Origin of the sequence: Caballeronia sp. LZ008 (assembly GCF_031451435.1) — a bacterium.
GTDB lineage: Bacteria > Pseudomonadota > Gammaproteobacteria > Burkholderiales > Burkholderiaceae > Caballeronia > Caballeronia zhejiangensis.
In genome coordinates this window covers 1,468,572-1,483,842 of the sequence record NZ_JARUXK010000004.1, presented here as the reverse complement: position 1 = coordinate 1,483,842, position 15,271 = coordinate 1,468,572, and the positions used below count along the sequence as shown (strand labels likewise).

At 63.1% G+C, this 15,271-nt stretch carries 16 protein-coding genes and 1 pseudogene; 15 read left to right on the top strand and 2 right to left on the bottom strand.

What is annotated here, in order from left to right:
* The 3 genes and pseudogenes from sdhB to gltA all read left to right on the top strand — a co-directional run.
* Nucleotides 1-196: pseudogene (gene sdhB, locus QCE49_RS31710) on the top strand (succinate dehydrogenase iron-sulfur subunit); the annotation flags it as partial.
* A 1-nt stretch (nt 197) separates the two neighbouring features.
* Nucleotides 198-467 carry a succinate dehydrogenase assembly factor 2 gene (locus tag QCE49_RS31705; protein ID WP_008354055.1) on the top strand — a complete coding sequence of 90 codons (270 nt, stop codon included), beginning with the start codon at nt 198-200 and terminating at the stop codon, nt 465-467.
* Nucleotides 468-603: 136 nt separating this feature from the next.
* Nucleotides 604-1,905 carry a citrate synthase gene (gene gltA / locus QCE49_RS31700; protein ID WP_008354054.1) on the top strand — a complete coding sequence of 434 codons (1,302 nt, stop codon included), beginning with the start codon at nt 604-606 and terminating at the stop codon, nt 1,903-1,905.
* A gap of 90 nt (nt 1,906-1,995) precedes the next feature.
* Here gltA and QCE49_RS31695 read toward each other — a convergent pair whose 3' ends face one another.
* Complete coding sequence (locus tag QCE49_RS31695; RefSeq protein WP_008354052.1) at nt 1,996-2,316, bottom strand: type II toxin-antitoxin system PemK/MazF family toxin; 321 nt, start codon at nt 2,314-2,316, stop codon at nt 1,996-1,998.
* Nucleotides 2,310-2,558, bottom strand: a complete 249-nt coding sequence (locus tag QCE49_RS31690; protein ID WP_008354051.1) for an AbrB/MazE/SpoVT family DNA-binding domain-containing protein — start codon at nt 2,556-2,558, stop codon at nt 2,310-2,312. The genes QCE49_RS31695 and QCE49_RS31690 overlap by 7 nt, the downstream gene beginning before the upstream one ends.
* 344 nt (nt 2,559-2,902) lie before the next feature.
* Here QCE49_RS31690 and leuC point away from each other — a divergent pair, with 344 nt between their 5' ends.
* The 12 genes from leuC (at nt 2,903) to accD (ending at nt 15,227) form a co-directional block, all read left to right on the top strand.
* The gene (gene leuC / locus QCE49_RS31685; RefSeq protein WP_250460445.1) at nt 2,903-4,312 is read left to right on the top strand and encodes a 3-isopropylmalate dehydratase large subunit; all 1,410 of its coding nucleotides are present in this window, start codon (nt 2,903-2,905) and stop codon (nt 4,310-4,312) included.
* A 24-nt stretch (nt 4,313-4,336) separates the two neighbouring features.
* On the top strand, nt 4,337-4,987 hold the full coding sequence (leuD, locus tag QCE49_RS31680; RefSeq protein ID WP_008354049.1) for a 3-isopropylmalate dehydratase small subunit: 651 nt from the start codon (nt 4,337-4,339) through the stop codon (nt 4,985-4,987).
* A gap of 22 nt (nt 4,988-5,009) precedes the next feature.
* The gene (gene leuB / locus QCE49_RS31675; RefSeq protein WP_008354048.1) at nt 5,010-6,077 is read left to right on the top strand and encodes a 3-isopropylmalate dehydrogenase; all 1,068 of its coding nucleotides are present in this window, start codon (nt 5,010-5,012) and stop codon (nt 6,075-6,077) included.
* 101 nt (nt 6,078-6,178) lie between these two features.
* Nucleotides 6,179-6,379 (top strand): hypothetical protein, encoded by a 201-nt coding sequence (locus tag QCE49_RS31670; protein WP_250481831.1) that lies wholly within the window; start codon nt 6,179-6,181, stop codon nt 6,377-6,379.
* Nucleotides 6,380-6,461: 82 nt separating this feature from the next.
* The gene (gene asd / locus QCE49_RS31665; RefSeq protein WP_309806706.1) at nt 6,462-7,583 is read left to right on the top strand and encodes an aspartate-semialdehyde dehydrogenase; all 1,122 of its coding nucleotides are present in this window, start codon (nt 6,462-6,464) and stop codon (nt 7,581-7,583) included.
* 149 nt (nt 7,584-7,732) lie between these two features.
* Nucleotides 7,733-9,805, top strand: a complete 2,073-nt coding sequence (locus tag QCE49_RS31660) for a FimV/HubP family polar landmark protein (RefSeq protein WP_250460446.1) — start codon at nt 7,733-7,735, stop codon at nt 9,803-9,805.
* 1 nt (nt 9,806) lies between these two features.
* Nucleotides 9,807-10,610 carry a tRNA pseudouridine(38-40) synthase TruA gene (gene truA, locus QCE49_RS31655; protein WP_250435446.1) on the top strand — a complete coding sequence of 268 codons (804 nt, stop codon included), beginning with the start codon at nt 9,807-9,809 and terminating at the stop codon, nt 10,608-10,610.
* Complete coding sequence (locus tag QCE49_RS31650; RefSeq protein WP_033536877.1) at nt 10,607-11,275, top strand: phosphoribosylanthranilate isomerase; 669 nt, start codon at nt 10,607-10,609, stop codon at nt 11,273-11,275. The genes truA and QCE49_RS31650 overlap by 4 nt, the downstream gene beginning before the upstream one ends.
* 48 nt (nt 11,276-11,323) lie before the next feature.
* The gene (gene trpB / locus QCE49_RS31645) at nt 11,324-12,517 is read left to right on the top strand and encodes a tryptophan synthase subunit beta (RefSeq protein ID WP_008354043.1); all 1,194 of its coding nucleotides are present in this window, start codon (nt 11,324-11,326) and stop codon (nt 12,515-12,517) included.
* 11 nt (nt 12,518-12,528) lie between these two features.
* Nucleotides 12,529-13,404, top strand: a complete 876-nt coding sequence (locus QCE49_RS31640; protein ID WP_175983187.1) for a site-specific DNA-methyltransferase — start codon at nt 12,529-12,531, stop codon at nt 13,402-13,404.
* Between the two features lie 76 nt (nt 13,405-13,480).
* Nucleotides 13,481-14,284, top strand: a complete 804-nt coding sequence (gene trpA, locus QCE49_RS31635; protein ID WP_175983188.1) for a tryptophan synthase subunit alpha — start codon at nt 13,481-13,483, stop codon at nt 14,282-14,284.
* Nucleotides 14,285-14,354: 70 nt separating this feature from the next.
* Nucleotides 14,355-15,227: an acetyl-CoA carboxylase, carboxyltransferase subunit beta gene (accD, locus tag QCE49_RS31630; protein ID WP_008354039.1), complete on the top strand. Its 873-nt coding sequence runs from the start codon at nt 14,355-14,357 to the stop codon at nt 15,225-15,227.
* Nucleotides 15,228-15,271: the final 44 nt, after the last annotated feature.

The window sequence follows — 15,271 nt, the reverse complement described above, 5'->3', positions numbered from 1 at the left end:
CTTGCTGCAGGCGTATCGCTTCATCGCGGATAGCCGCGATCAGGCGACGGGCGAACGCCTCGATAACCTGGAAGATCCGTATCGTCTGTTCCGTTGCCATACGATCATGAATTGCGTCGACGTGTGCCCGAAGGGGCTCAACCCGACCAAGGCGATCGGCAAGATCAAGGAGTTGATGGTGCGACGGGCGGTTTGAAATGGACGAATCTCACCAGTCCGACCCTCTTCGCCGCGCGCGCCTTCGTTGGCGCGCAAGGCGCGGCCTGCTGGAAAACGATCTGATCTTCGATCGTTTCTTCAGCCGATATGAGCATGACCTCAGCGACGCCGACGTGGCCGCATTGACCCGCCTGCTGGAGCTGAGCGACAACGAACTGATGGACTTGCTGCTGGCGCGCACGGAGCCTGAAGGCGACCTGGCGACGCCGGACGTAACCCGCTTGCTGGAAATGCTGCGCACCGTGTGATTCCAGCAGGAATTCGCGGAGTTTTGCAAAATAGGCCTGTTGCACTGCACACAGGCCGATAAAACAGTTTTGCCGCGCAGCTTCCGTCGTGCAAATTATCGAAAACCTGTATCCATACTTCGATTGAGGATGTGCTATGACCCCGTCAGATGTTAAAGCCACGCTATCGTTCAGCGACAACTCGCCGAGCGTCGAAATGCCGATCTACAAGGGCACGATGGGCCCGGACGTGATCGACATCCGCAAGTTGTACGGTCAGACCGGCAAGTTCACGTATGACCCGGGCTTCATGTCGACGGCGGCGTGCAATTCGGCGATCACGTATATCGACGGCGACAAGGGCGAACTGCTGTATCGCGGCTACCCGATCGAGCAACTGGCCGTGAACGCGGACTTCCTCGAAACGTGCTATCTGCTGCTGAAGGGCGAACTGCCGAACGAGGCGCAGAACAAGGAATTCGTGGACACCGTCACGCGTCACACGATGGTGCACGAGCAGATGCACTTCTTCTTCCGCGGCTTCCGTCGCGACGCACACCCGATGGCCGTGCTGACGGCTGCGGTCGGCGCGCTGTCGGCGTTCTATCACGACTCGCTGAACATCAACGATCCGCGTCACCGTGAAGTCTCCGCGATCCGCATGATCGCGAAGCTGCCGACGCTCGTCGCGATGGCGTACAAGTTCAGCATCGGTCAGCCGTTCGTGTATCCGAAGAACGAACTGTCGTACAGCGCGAACTTCATGCACATGATGTTCTCGAACCCGTGCGAAGAGTACAAGGTCAACGACGTGCTCGTGCGCGCTCTCGACCGTATTCTGATCCTGCACGCGGACCACGAGCAGAACGCGTCGACGTCGACGGTGCGTCTCGCGGGTTCGTCGGGTGCGAATCCGTTCGCGTGTATCGCAGCCGGCATCGCATGTCTGTGGGGTCCGGCGCACGGCGGCGCGAACGAAGCCGCGCTGAACATGCTCGAAGAGATCGGCTCGGTCGACAACATTCCTGAGTTCATCAAGCAGGTGAAGGACAAGAACTCGGGCGTGAAGCTGATGGGCTTCGGACACCGCGTGTACAAGAACTACGACCCGCGCGCGAAGCTGATGCGCGAGACGTGCCACGAAGTGCTGAACGAACTCGGCCTGCACGACGACCCGCTCTTCAAGCTCGCGATGGAACTCGAAAAGATCGCGCTGGAAGACGAATACTTCGTGTCGCGCAAGCTGTATCCGAACGTCGACTTCTACTCGGGCATCGTGCAGCGCGCGCTGGGCATTCCGACGTCGATGTTCACCTGCATCTTCGCGATGGCTCGTACCGTCGGCTGGATCGCGCAGTGGAACGAGATGATCGCCGATCCTGAGCAGAAGATCGGCCGTCCGCGTCAGCTGTTCATCGGCCAGACGCCGCGTGAAGCGAAGCCGCTGGCAAAGCGCTAAGCTGATCGAGTTTTAGTTGTATCGAAGCCCCGGCGCGAAATCGCCGGGGCTTTTGCTTTTTGCTCGGCGCGCGCAGAGACGGCGCCGGATTCAATCCGCGAACACCTCCTGCAAGGTATGAAGCGCGTCGGTCAGCGTGTTGTCCGCGATGCTGCCTTCCCGCTTGATGAGCCGCAGCTTGTCCACCGTGCGAATCTGATCCAGAAGAATCAATCCCTGCTTCCGCTTGAAAGCAATGGGAATGCGGAAAGGCGCAGGTTTTCCCTTCGACGACATCGGCGCGACGATGACCGTGCGCAGATGGTCGTGCATCTCCGGCGGCGACACCACTACGCAGGGACGCGTTTTCTGAATTTCGCTGCCCAAGGTGGGATCGAGCGCGACCGACCAGACTTCTCCACGCACTACCATTCGAGCTCCCCGTCGTCGTCGTTGCCGAATTCGCCCATGACGAGTCCGTCCTCGCCGCTCTGCGCAATCAGCTTGCTGGCTTCGGCCCAACCTTGACGCGCTTTGTCGCGAGGCCGACGCAGGACGATCGCGTCGTTCTCGACCTCCATGTCGACCTCGTTCTCCAAGCCCAATTGCGCGAGCAGCGGCTTGGGAATCAGGATGCCCTGGGAGTTGCCCATTTTTCTGATGGTGGTTCGCATGTCGTCGACTACTGAAGAGTATGGAAGCACGATGTTATTACCTGTCGAAAGAGCCGTCAATACAATGTTATTACTGCGCGGATCGTGAGCGCTGACGACAGCCTATTGCGCGTATCGTGCGGCGAACATTCGGCCAAATGGCATAGGATCTAAGGACAGCGTCGCGATGCGCTCGAGGTTCAGCCGGGTAGTCGTCATCCGGGTACTGGAACCACTACAATAACTATCTGTTTTTAATGGGTTTTTCCCGGATCCTAGTATCCAATTCTTATCGGGTGGTGGCATAATCGATTCACGAGCCGTACACCGATAAATCCCCGCAGTCACACACGAAAGCGCTCACCATGGCACAGACTCTCTACGACAAACTGTGGAATACGCACGTTGTCCACACGGAAGAGGACGGCACCTCGATCCTCTACATCGACCGTCACCTGCTGCACGAAGTGACGAGCCCGCAGGCCTTCGAGGGCCTGAAGCTGGCCGAGCGCCCGGTGTGGCGCATCAGCGCGAATCTGGCGGTGTCCGATCACAACGTGCCGACGACCGACCGCTCGCACGGCATCGCCGATCCGGTTTCGAAGCTGCAAGTCGATACGCTCGACCAGAACTGCGACGCCTTCGGCATCACGCAGTTCAAGATGAACGACCTGCGTCAGGGCATCGTGCACATCATCGGGCCGGAGCAGGGCGCGACGCTGCCGGGCATGACCATCGTCTGCGGCGATTCGCACACGTCCACGCACGGCGCGTTCGGCGCGCTGGCGCACGGCATCGGTACGTCGGAGGTTGAGCACGTGCTCGCGACGCAAACGCTGTTGCAGAAGCAGAGCAAGAACATGCTCGTGAAGGTCGAAGGCCAATTGCCGCGCGGATGCACCGCGAAGGACATCGTGCTCGCGATCATCGGCAAGATCGGCACGGCGGGCGGCACGGGCTACGCGATGGAATTCGGCGGCTCGACCATCCGCGCGCTCACGATGGAAGGCCGCATGACCGTCTGCAACATGGCGATCGAAGCGGGCGCGCGCGCCGGCATGGTCGCGGTCGACGACACGACCATCAACTATCTGAAGGACCGTCCGTACTCGCCGCAGGGCGTCGAGTGGAATCAGGCGGTCGAATACTGGCGTCAGTTCAAATCCGATGACGGCGCGCACTTCGATCGCGTCGTCGAGCTGAATGCCGCCGAGATCGTGCCGCAAGTGACGTGGGGCACGTCGCCGGAAATGGTGACGTCGATCGACGGCCGCGTGCCCGATCCCGACAAGGAAAAAGATCCCGTCAAGCGCGACGCGATGGAACGCGCGCTGAGTTATATGGCATTGCAGCCGAACACGCCGATCGAATCGATCAAGCCGGACAAGGTTTTCATCGGCTCGTGCACGAATGCGCGCATCGAAGACTTGCGCGCCGCCGCGTACGTCGTGAAGTCGCTGGGCAAGCGCGTCGCGTCGAACATTCGCCTGGCGATGGTCGTGCCGGGATCGGGTCTCGTGAAGGCGCAAGCCGAACGCGAAGGCCTCGACAAGATCTTCACGAACGCCGGCTTCGAATGGCGCGAGCCGGGCTGCTCGATGTGCCTCGCGATGAACGCCGACCGCCTGGAAGCGGGGGAGCGCTGCGCATCGACGTCGAACCGCAACTTCGAAGGCCGTCAGGGCGCGGGCGGACGCACGCATCTCGTGAGCCCCGCGATGGCCGCCGCCGCCGCGATCGAAGGCCATTTCGTCGACGTACGCAAGCTCGCTTAATCGATCGGGACACTGAGAAAGATCATGGAAAAATTCATTGTGCACAGCGGCCTCGTCGCGCCGCTCGATCGCGAGAACGTCGACACGGACGCGATCATCCCGAAGCAGTTCCTGAAGTCGATCAAGCGCACGGGCTTCGGTCCGAACGCGTTCGATGAATGGCGTTATCTCGACGTCGGTGAGCCCGGACAGGACAACAGCAAGCGTCCGCTCAACCCGGATTTCGTGCTGAATCAGCCGCGTTATCAAGGCGCGTCGATTCTGCTCACGCGCAAGAATTTCGGCTGCGGCAGCTCACGCGAACACGCGCCGTGGGCGCTCGATCAATACGGCTTTCGCGCGATCATCGCGCCGAGCTTCGCGGACATCTTCTACAACAACTGTTTCAAGAACGGTCTCCTGCCGGTCGTGCTGACGGAGCAGCAGGTCGACAAGCTGTTTAACGAGACCTACGCGTTCGTTGGTTTCCAGTTGACGATCGATCTCGAAGCGCAAGTCGTGCGTACCGGCGACGGCACCGAGTATGCGTTCGAAGTGCCGGGCTTTCGCAAGTATTGCTTGCTGAACGGCTTCGACGACATCGGTCTCACGCTGCGTCATGCGGACAAGATCAAGCAATATGAGGCCGAACGCCTCGCGAAGCAGCCGTGGCTGAATAACCGGCTCGTTGGATAACCGCGCATAAAGGAAGCGAAAGATGAAAATTGCAGTTCTCCCCGGCGACGGCATCGGTCCCGAAATCACCGCCGAAGCGGTCAAAGTCCTGAACGCGCTCGGCGAGAAGTTCGAGCTGGAAGAGGCGCCGGTCGGCGGCGCGGGCTACGAGGCGAAGGGGCACCCGCTGCCCGATTCCACGCTGGCGCTCGCGAAGGAAGCCGATGCGATCCTGTTCGGCGCCGTCGGCGACTGGAAGTACGACAAGCTCGAACGCGCGCTGCGTCCCGAGCAGGCGATTCTCGGCCTGCGCAAGCATCTGCAACTGTTCGCGAACTTCCGTCCGGCGATCTGCTATCCGCAATTGACGGGCGCGTCGTCGTTGAAGCCGGAGATCGTGTCGGGTCTCGACATCCTGATCGTCCGCGAATTGAACGGCGACATCTATTTCGGCGCGCCGCGCGGCTTGCGAGAAGCCCCGGACGGCCCGTTCGCGGGCGCGAAGGAAGGCTTCGACACGATGCGCTATTCCGAGCCCGAAGTGCGCCGCATCGCGCACGTCGCGTTTGCCGCCGCGCAAAAGCGCCAGAAGAAGCTGACGAGCGTCGACAAGGCGAACGTGCTCGAAACGTCGCAGCTGTGGCGCGACACGATGATCGACGTCGCGAAGGAATATCCGGATGTCGAGCTGTCGCACATGTACGTCGACAACGCCGCGATGCAGCTCGTGAAGGCGCCGAAAGCGTTCGACGTCGTCGTGACCGGCAACATGTTCGGCGACATTCTGTCGGACGAAGCGGCGATGCTCACCGGCTCCATCGGCATGCTGCCGTCCGCGTCGCTCGACAAGAACAACAAGGGCCTGTACGAGCCGTCGCACGGTTCGGCGCCGGACATCGCGGGCAAGGGCGTGGCGAATCCGCTCGCGACCATTCTTTCGGCGGCCATGATGCTGCGCTACTCGCTCGGCAAGACGGAGCAGGCGGATCGCATCGAAAGCGCGGTGAAGAAAGTGCTCGAGCAGGGCTACCGCACCGGCGATATCGCGACGGCGGACGGCAAGGTTGTCGGCACGAAGGAAATGGGCGACGCGGTGCTGAAGGCGCTGTAATCGCGAGAAAGACGATCGGCGCGCTGAAGCATTAAAGCGGCCGATCGTCTCTTTTTACCGATGTTCGCGCACGATCCGCCCGATTTTCACGCATCTGCAGCATGACGCCGTCGAAAACGTCCGGTTATCGTGTATATTGCTTTGCTATGGCGAAGAACTCTCAATTCTCTCTGGATTCCATCGGACGCGGCTCAAAGTCGCTCGCGACGGAACTCGCCATCAGCACGCGCATCGTGGCCACTCGAGCCACGGCTAAAACGCGCATCACGAAAATCTCCAGCAAAGCGATCACGATTCGCTGATCGTCCCTCGTGTCCGAGCGTCTTCCCCGCGCGGCCACGCCGGGTAAAGATGCGGGGAAGCGTCCACAGTTAAAGGTTCGTCTTGAACGTAGGTCTCGGTGGTTGGCGCGGTTTGGTCGGCAGCGTCCTGATGCAGCGCATGCAGCAGGAAGGCGATTTCGACTTGATCGAACCGGTGTTTTTCAGCACCAGCAATGCGGGCGGCAACGCGCCGTCGTTCGCCAAAAACGAGACGAAGCTCAAAGACGCAACGAGCATCGACGACCTGAAAAAGTGCGACGCCATCATCACGTGCCAGGGCGGCGACTACACCAACGAGGTGTATCCGAAGCTGCGCGCGGCGGGCTGGAAGGGCTACTGGATCGACGCGGCGTCGGCGCTGCGCATGAAGGACGACGCGGTCATCATTCTCGATCCGGTCAACCTGGACGTCATCAAGGATTCGCTCGTGAAGGGCGGCCGCGACTTCATCGGCGGCAACTGCACGGTCAGCCTCATGCTGATGGCGCTCGGCGGCCTGTTCCGCGAGAACCTCGTCGAATGGACGACGGCGATGACCTATCAGGCCGCGTCGGGCGCGGGCGCGCAGAACATGCGCGAGCTGCTTCAGCAAATGGGCGTGCTCTACGGTTCGGCGAAGGAAGACCTGGCGGATCCGTCGTCGGCGATTCTCGACATCGACCGCCGCGTGCTCGCCGCGATGAACGGCGAGCGCATGCCCGTCGACAACTTCGGCGTGCCGCTCGCGGGCTCGCTGATTCCGTGGATCGACAAGGATCTCGGCAACGGCATGTCGAAGGAAGAGTGGAAGGGCGGCGCGGAAACCAACAAGATCCTCGGCAAGCCGGCAATGGGTACGCCGGGCTCGATTCCCGTCGACGGCCTCTGCGTGCGTATCGGCGCGATGCGCTGCCACTCGCAGGCGCTCACCATCAAGCTGACGAAGGACGTGCCGCTCGACGAAGTGCACGGCATTCTCGCGTCGGCGAATGACTGGGTGAAGGTCGTGCCGAACGAGCGCGAAGCATCGATTCGCGATCTGTCGCCCGCGGTCGTCACGGGCACGCTGACGGTGCCGGTTGGCCGTCTGCGCAAGCTCGCGATGGGCGGCGAATATCTGTCGGCGTTCACGGTCGGCGATCAGCTCTTGTGGGGCGCCGCCGAGCCGCTGCGCCGCATGCTGCGCATTCTGCTCGACAAGTAAAGTAAACTACGCGCCTGAAGCGCGTGTCTTGCTCGAAAGCGTCGCGTTTCACGCGGCGCTTTTTTGTTTTTGTGGAGCTTTGTTGCAACGCCGTGTTTATCGAGCGGTCTTCGCTTTATGTTTCAATTTTTGCCGCACCCGGAGCCTCAATGATCCATCGAACTCGCCGGTCTTTCGTTTCGTCATCGCGTGCGGCGCTCGCCGCGGCAAGTCTCGCCGCATGCGCGATGTTCTGGGCGAATCCCGGCGATGCGCTCGCGCAGGCCTCCGCCGCCACCGGGCAAACCTACGCGGTCAAGCCGGGACAATCGTTGAGCGATGTCGCCGGCGAACTCACCGGATCCAAAGATCGCGACGTCCGCGCGAAAGCCGCGCGTGCCCTGTTCGACGCCAATCCGAGCGCCTTCAGCAGCCACGACATCAACAAGCTGAAACTCGGCGCGGTGCTGAACGTGCCCGCCGATCTGAGCGGCGCGCCGCCGGCCGCAGCGTCGGCGCCCGAGGCGCAGCAGACCGCGCCCGCCGAAACGTCCGCGCCTGCGTCTTCGTCGGCGGATACCGCCACACCGGCGCCGGAGAGCGCGGCGCCCGCATCGGCTGCGGAGCCGCAAGCCAGCGCGACGGCGGCGCCGGAGCGTGCGACGCCGGAGGCCGCATCGGCAATCGCCGCGCCCGCAAGCGCGCCCGCCACGGCCGCACCGGAACCGGCCAGCCGCAGCGGCGTGGCAGCGGCGACCATCGGTCTGTCGCCCTTCATCATCGCGATCGTGATCGTCGTGATCGGCGTCCTGCTGCTCAGAATGCGGCGCAAGAAGCGAGCAGTCGCGACGAACGACAACGACGTCGATCGCGCGCCCCGTACGTTCGCAAGTCTGGAAGAAGCCCAGGCCGACGCCGACGCCCGCAACGAAGCGCTGCGCAAGGCGCGCGAGGCGGCGGCCGGTGCCCAAGGCAAGTCGCCGGCGCGCGATCAGTCCGGACTGGCTGCGGCCGCCGCGAGCATCGGCAACGCTGAAGTAGCCCAGACGCCCGTCGCTCCGTCCGAAGATGCGTTGCCGCCGGCGACCGAGGCAAAGCCGTCGACCGCGGCGGATGAAGCACTCGTCGAGGCGAACCGCTCGCAACCGGAAGAGCCGTTCGTTCCGGTTGCGCCGGCTGCACGTCATCCCGATTTCGTACCGCCAGCCAGCGAACCGGACACCCACGAACAGCGTGAGCAGCATGCGCGCGAGATCGAAGCGCGCGAAGCGGCGCGCCGGGAAGCCGAGAAATGGGAAGTCGAAGAGCGCGAAGCCGCGGCACGCCAGGCCGCCGCGCGCGAGGCCGAGGAGCGTGAAATCCGGGCGCGCGAAGCCGCCGCGCGGGAAGCACTCGCACGCGAGCAGGCCGGTCATGCCGGCGCGGATCGCGAGGCCGAATTGCGTCAGGTCACCGAACGCGAAGAGCTGGCGCGTGAGAACGCGGCACGCGAGATCATCGCGCGCGAGGCGGAACTGCGCGAACTTCAGGCGCGCGCCGCCGAAGAGCAAGCCGCAGAGCAACGCGCCGCCGAGCAGCGCGACATCGAAGAACTGGCAGCGCGCGAGGCGGAAAAATCCGGCATCGCGCCGGACGAAGAGCCGGTGCTCGCGCATCGCTTCCCAATGCCGAAGTTCCCCCAGGACGCAATCCAGGCGCTCGGTTCGCTCGAAATGGAACTGCCGCCGCGTCTGGAACTGACGATCAAGCCGCCCGGCGCGACCGGACCGGAGACGGCTGCATCGTCGCTGAAAAATCCGCCGCTCGAGACGCCTCCCGCAGCGCTGGAACAGCCGCCTGGCGGCACGCAGCCAATCCAGCAGGCGCCGTTCATGCCGCAGCCGGTGGCGCATTTCGAAGCAGCGCGGCAAGGCCAGTCGCAAGCCCAGTCCGTTGCGTCTCAAATCGAAGCGGGTACGGCGGGCGCGGCATCGGTCGCTGGCCTGGGCGCGACAAAATTCGGCCCGCTCAGTCTCGATTTCGATCTCGGGCCGACGTCGAACGCGACGGAGGCTTTGCCTGCCCTGACGCCGGGCCAACTGGCGACCATCGCGCGCAATAAGCTCGAATTGGCAGCCGAATACATCGAACTGGGCGATCTTTCGGGCGCGCGCACGTTGCTCCAGGAAGTGATCGAATCGAACGATCCGGCGACGCGCCAGCAGGCCGCCACGCTCTTGTCGACGCTTGCACCGCATTCCTGAGATGCGTATCGCTTTAGGGATTCAGTACGACGGCGCGGCGTTTTGCGGTTGGCAGTCGCAGCCGCACGGGAAGACGGTCCAGAACGAACTGGAGCGCGCGCTTGCGCAATTCGCGCAGACGCCGCTTCCGACCGTCGTCGCCGGGCGCACCGATACGGGCGTGCACGGTCTCGGTCAGGTCGTGCATTTCGATACCGCTCTGGATCGCGCCGAGTTTTCGTGGGTGCGCGGCACGAATGCGTTCCTGCCCGACACCGTCGCGGTGCAATGGGCGAAGCCGATGCCCGACGATTTCCACGCGCGCTTCGCGGCTTTCGAACGCACTTATTTCTACGTTCTCTACGTCAATCCGGTGCGTTCGCCCATGCTCGCGAAACGCGCGGGCTGGGTGCACACGCCGCTCGACGTGGCAGCGATGCGCGATTCGGTCGCGTGCCTGATCGGCGAGCACGATTTTTCGTCGTTCCGCGCCGCCGATTGCCAGTCGAAAACGCCAGTCAAGCATCTTTATCAGATCGATGTACGCGAGCAGGGCGACTTCGTCCACTTTCGCTTTCGCGCCAACGCGTTTTTGCATCACATGGTGCGCAATCTGATGGGATGCCTCGTCGCGATCGGACGGGGCCGTCATCCATCGTCGTGGATGGCGGACGTGCTCGCCGCCCGCGACCGCCGCGCTGCCGCGCCGACTTTCATGCCCGACGGGCTGTATCTGGCCGAGGTCGGCTATCCTGAACACTTCGCGGTGCCGCCGCCGCATATCGCCAGCATGCCCTGGAGCGCCATTTGGGCAGAGCCGAAATGACAGACCGAGATTTGCATCGCACCCGCATCAAGCTATGCGGACTTTCGCGCGTCGAGGACGTGCAGCACGCCGTCGCGCTGGGCGCGGACGCCGTGGGTTTCGTGTTCTATCCGCCGAGTCCGCGTTCGGTGAGCGTCGCACAGGCCGTCGAACTGGCGCGGCACGTGCCGCCGCTCGTGTCGGCGGTCGGGCTTTTCGTCAATGCGACGCCCGAATGGATTCGCGAAGTCACGTCGAACGTGCCGCTCTCGCTGCTGCAGTTTCACGGCGACGAAACGCCGGAACAATGCGAGGCGCTGGCGTCGATTGCGGGTTTATCCTATTGGCGCGCATTGCGAATTGGGTCTGATGCGTCCACAAGCCATTTGATAGAATCGTCTCTCAAGTTCAAAGCCGCAGGCGGCCTTTTGCTCGACGCGCTCGTCGAGGGCTTCGGCGGCGGTGGAAAGGTATTCGATTGGTCACTTATCCCAACAGATCTCGGGCATCGGGCCGTTTTGAGTGGTGGGTTGAACACGCAAAACGTCAGTGACGCCATTCGGCGTGTGCGCCCGTACGCGGTCGATGTCTCGAGCGGCATCGAAGTGCCGGGCGCCAAGGGCGTGAAGGATCCCGCGCGAATGGCGGCGTTCGTGCGCGCGGTGCGCGAGGCGGACGCCGGGTGAATCGAACGTGGGCCGCGCTGCCGGCTACGTAAACGAGAGAGTGACGCAATGTACAACTTGCCAGACGAAAGAGGCCATTTCGGCCAATATGGAGGCGTGTTCGTCTCCGAAACCCTCATCCATGCACTTGACGAATTGCGCGTCGCGTATGACGCGGCACGTCAGGATCCCGAATTCATCGCCGAGTACGAGTACGAACTCAAGCACTACGTGGGTCGTCCGTCGCCGATTTATCACGCGAAGCGCTGGAGCGAGATGCTTGGCGGCGCGCAGCTCTATCTGAAGCGCGAAGACCTGAATCACACGGGCGCGCACAAGGTGAATAACGTGATCGGCCAGGCGCTGCTCGCCCGCAAGATGGGCAAGCCGCGCGTGATCGCCGAAACCGGCGCGGGCCAGCACGGCGTGGCGACGGCGACCATTGCCGCGCGATTCGGCATGGAGTGCGTGGTCTACATGGGCGCGGAAGACGTGCGTCGTCAGGCGGCGAACGTCTATCGGATGAAGCTGCTCGGCGCAACGGTCGTGCCGGTCGAATCCGGGTCGAAGACGCTCAAGGACGCGCTCAACGAAGCCATGCGTGACTGGGTGACGAACGTCGAAAACACGTTCTACATCATCGGCACGGTGGCGGGGCCGCATCCTTACCCGATGATGGTGCGCGACTTCCAGCGCGTGATCGGCGACGAATGTCGCGTGCAGATGCCCGAAATGGCCGGTCGCCAGCCCGATGCCGTGATCGCGTGCGTCGGCGGCGGGTCGAATGCGATGGGCATCTTTTATCCGTACATCGACGATAAAGACGTCAGATTGATCGGCGTCGAAGCGGCGGGCGACGGCATCGACACCGGGCGCCACGCGGCGTCGCTGATGGGCGGCAGCCCGGGGGTGCTGCACGGCAATCGCACGTATCTGCTGCAGGACGAAAACGGGCAGATCATCGAAACGCATTCGGTCTCGGCGGGGCTCGACTATCCGGGCGTCGGTCCGGAACACGCGTGGCTGAAGGACGCGGGACGCGCGGAATACGTCGGCATCACCGATGACGAAGCGCTCAAGGCCTTCCACGACTGCTGCCGGATCGAGGGCATCATCCCCGCGCTGGAATCGAGCCACGCGCTCGCCTATGGCGCGAAGCTCGCGAAGACGTTGCCGCGCGACAAGGTGTTGCTCGTCAATCTGTCCGGCCGGGGCGACAAGGACATGCATACGGTCGCCGAGCGATCGGGCATTCAGTTCTGAGCCTCAGATAGATGCGCAACGTCATCGACGAGCCGTTGTCCGTCGGCGCCCTGCAGGGCGCCGGCAGCGACATCCGCAACCGCGACTTCCTGGCCGATGCCGAGAATATTCCCGACGCGTCGATCGATCTGATCGTCGCGGATCCGCCTTATGGTCTGGGCAAGGACTACGGGAACGACTCGGACATGTTGTCCGGCGACGCTTTTCTCGAGTGGACTTATCGCTGGCTCGATCTCGCGATTCCGAAGCTCAAGCCGAGCGGTTCGCTGTATATCTTTTGCACCTGGCAGTATTCGCCCGAACTGTTCGTGTTCCTCAAGCGCCGCCTTTTGATGATCAACGAGATCGTCTGGGACCGTCGCGTGCCGAGCATGGGCGGGACGACGCGGAAATTCACGTCAGTGCATGACAACATCGGCTATTTCGCGGTATCGAAGGACTACTACTTCGATCTCGATCCGGTGCGCATCCCTTACGACGCAGAAACGAAAAAGGCGCGTTCGCGGAAGATTTTCGAAGGCAGCAAGTGGCTCGAACTGGGCTACAACCCGAAGGATGTCTGGTCCGTGTCGCGTCTGCATCGGCAGCACGCGGAGCGGGTGGATCATCCGACGCAAAAGCCGCTGGAAATCGTCGAGCGCATGGTGCTCGCGAGCTGTCCGCCGGGTGGGCGCGTGCTCGATCCGTTCATGGGCAGCGGCACGACGGCGGTCGCGTGCGCACGTCATGGCCGGCAATTCACGGGCTACGAGATCAACCCGGATTACTGCGCGATCGCCGAAAGCCGCATTGCCGAAGCGCGCGCTGCACGGCTCGAGCCGGCAGAGCCCGCCCGCGTTCGACGCAAGACACTCGTCGCGACCGGCACCGCCGCCCAAGCCGAATAGCGTCTTTTTCGCTGCTGATCGCGTCAAATGCATTCAAATGCGTCCGACGCCAACGAATACGACTAAGAGAAATCTCATGTCCCGCATCAAGAATACTTTTGCGGCGCTCGCCGCACAGGGCAAGAAAGGGCTGATTCCGTTCATCACCGCGGGCGACCCGAATCCGGAACAAACCGTCGAGTTCATGCACGCGCTGGCGAAGGGCGGCGCGGACGTCATCGAACTGGGCGTGCCGTTCTCCGATCCGATGGCCGACGGCCCCGTCATCCAGCGTTCGTCGGAGCGGGCGCTCGCGCGCGGCGTGACCCTCAAGCGCGTGCTTGCCGACGTCGCGCGTTTCCGCGAAACCGACGACAAAACGCCCGTCGTGCTGATGGGTTACGCGAATCCGATCGAGCGCATGGGCGCCGACGCGTTCGCGAAAGCCGCGAAGGAAGCGGGCGTCGACGGCGTACTGGTGGTCGATTACCCGCCGGAGGAAGCGGAGAGCTTCGGCGCGTCGATGCGCGCCGCCGGCATCGATCCGATCTTCCTGCTCGCGCCCACATCGACGGACGAGCGCGTCGCGGCGGTCGGCAAGATCGCGAGCGGCTATGTCTACTACGTATCGCTGAAAGGCGTGACCGGCGCCGCAAATCTGGACGTTTCCAGCATCGCGAGTAAAATCCCGGCCATCAAGTCGCGTGTGCCCCTGCCGGTCGGTGTCGGTTTCGGCATTCGCGACGCCCAGACCGCGCGCGCCGTCGCCGATGTCGCGGACGCCGTCGTCATCGGCAGCCGCCTCGTGCAGCTGCTCGAAGACGCGAAGCCGGACACCGCGGCCGCGTCGCTGACGAGCTTCATCGCCGAAATTCGTCAGGCGCTCGACGCCGCACAGTAAAATACGCGCCGCCGCGGGCCGCCCGATTCGGGCGTGCGCCGCGCGGCAACCGATCAGTCAAGGAAAAACGATGAGCTGGCTCGACAAACTGCTGCCGCCGAAGATCAAGCAAACCGATCCCAAAAGCCGCAAGGGCATTCCCGAGGGCCTTTGGGTGAAGTGTCCGTCGTGCGAAGCGGTGCTGTATCGCAACGACGTCGAGGCGAATCTGCACGTATGCCCGAAGTGCAGCCATCACATGCGAATCGGCGCGCGCGAGCGGCTCGACCGCCTGCTCGATCCGGAAGGCCGCTATGAAATCGGCCAGGAAGTCGTCCCGGTCGACGCGCTGAAGTTCAAGGACAGCCGCAAGTATCCGGATCGCATCAAGGAAGCGATGGAAGATACGGACGAGACCGACGCCATGGTCGTCATGGGCGGCGCGATCCACACGATTCCGTGTGTCGTCGCGTGCTTCGAATTCTCGTTCATGGGCGGATCGATGGGCTCGGTGGTCGGCGAGCGCTTCGTGCGCGGCGCGCGCAACGCGCTGGAGCAGAACGTGCCGTTCATCTGCTTCACGGCCTCGGGCGGCGCGCGCATGCAGGAAAGCCTGCTTTCGCTCATGCAGATGGCCAAAACCACTGCGCTTCTGACCAAACTCGCGGACGCGAAGCTGCCGTTCATTTCCGTGCTGACCGACCCGACGATGGGCGGTGTGTCCGCATCGTTCGCGTTCCTGGGCGATGTCGTGATTGCCGAGCCGAAGGCGCTGATCGGCTTTGCCGGCCCGCGCGTGATCGAGCAGACCGTGCGCGAGAAGCTCCCGGAAGGTTTCCAGCGCGCCGAGTTCCTGCTGACGAAGGGCGCGGTCGACATGATCGTGGATCGCCGCAAGATGCGCGAAGAAATCGCCCAATTGATGGCGCTGATGACGCGGCAACCCGCCGATTCCGTCGCCTGACCCGAATGTACGTAGCGCCGCGCCGCGCGTGAACCCCGCGAGGT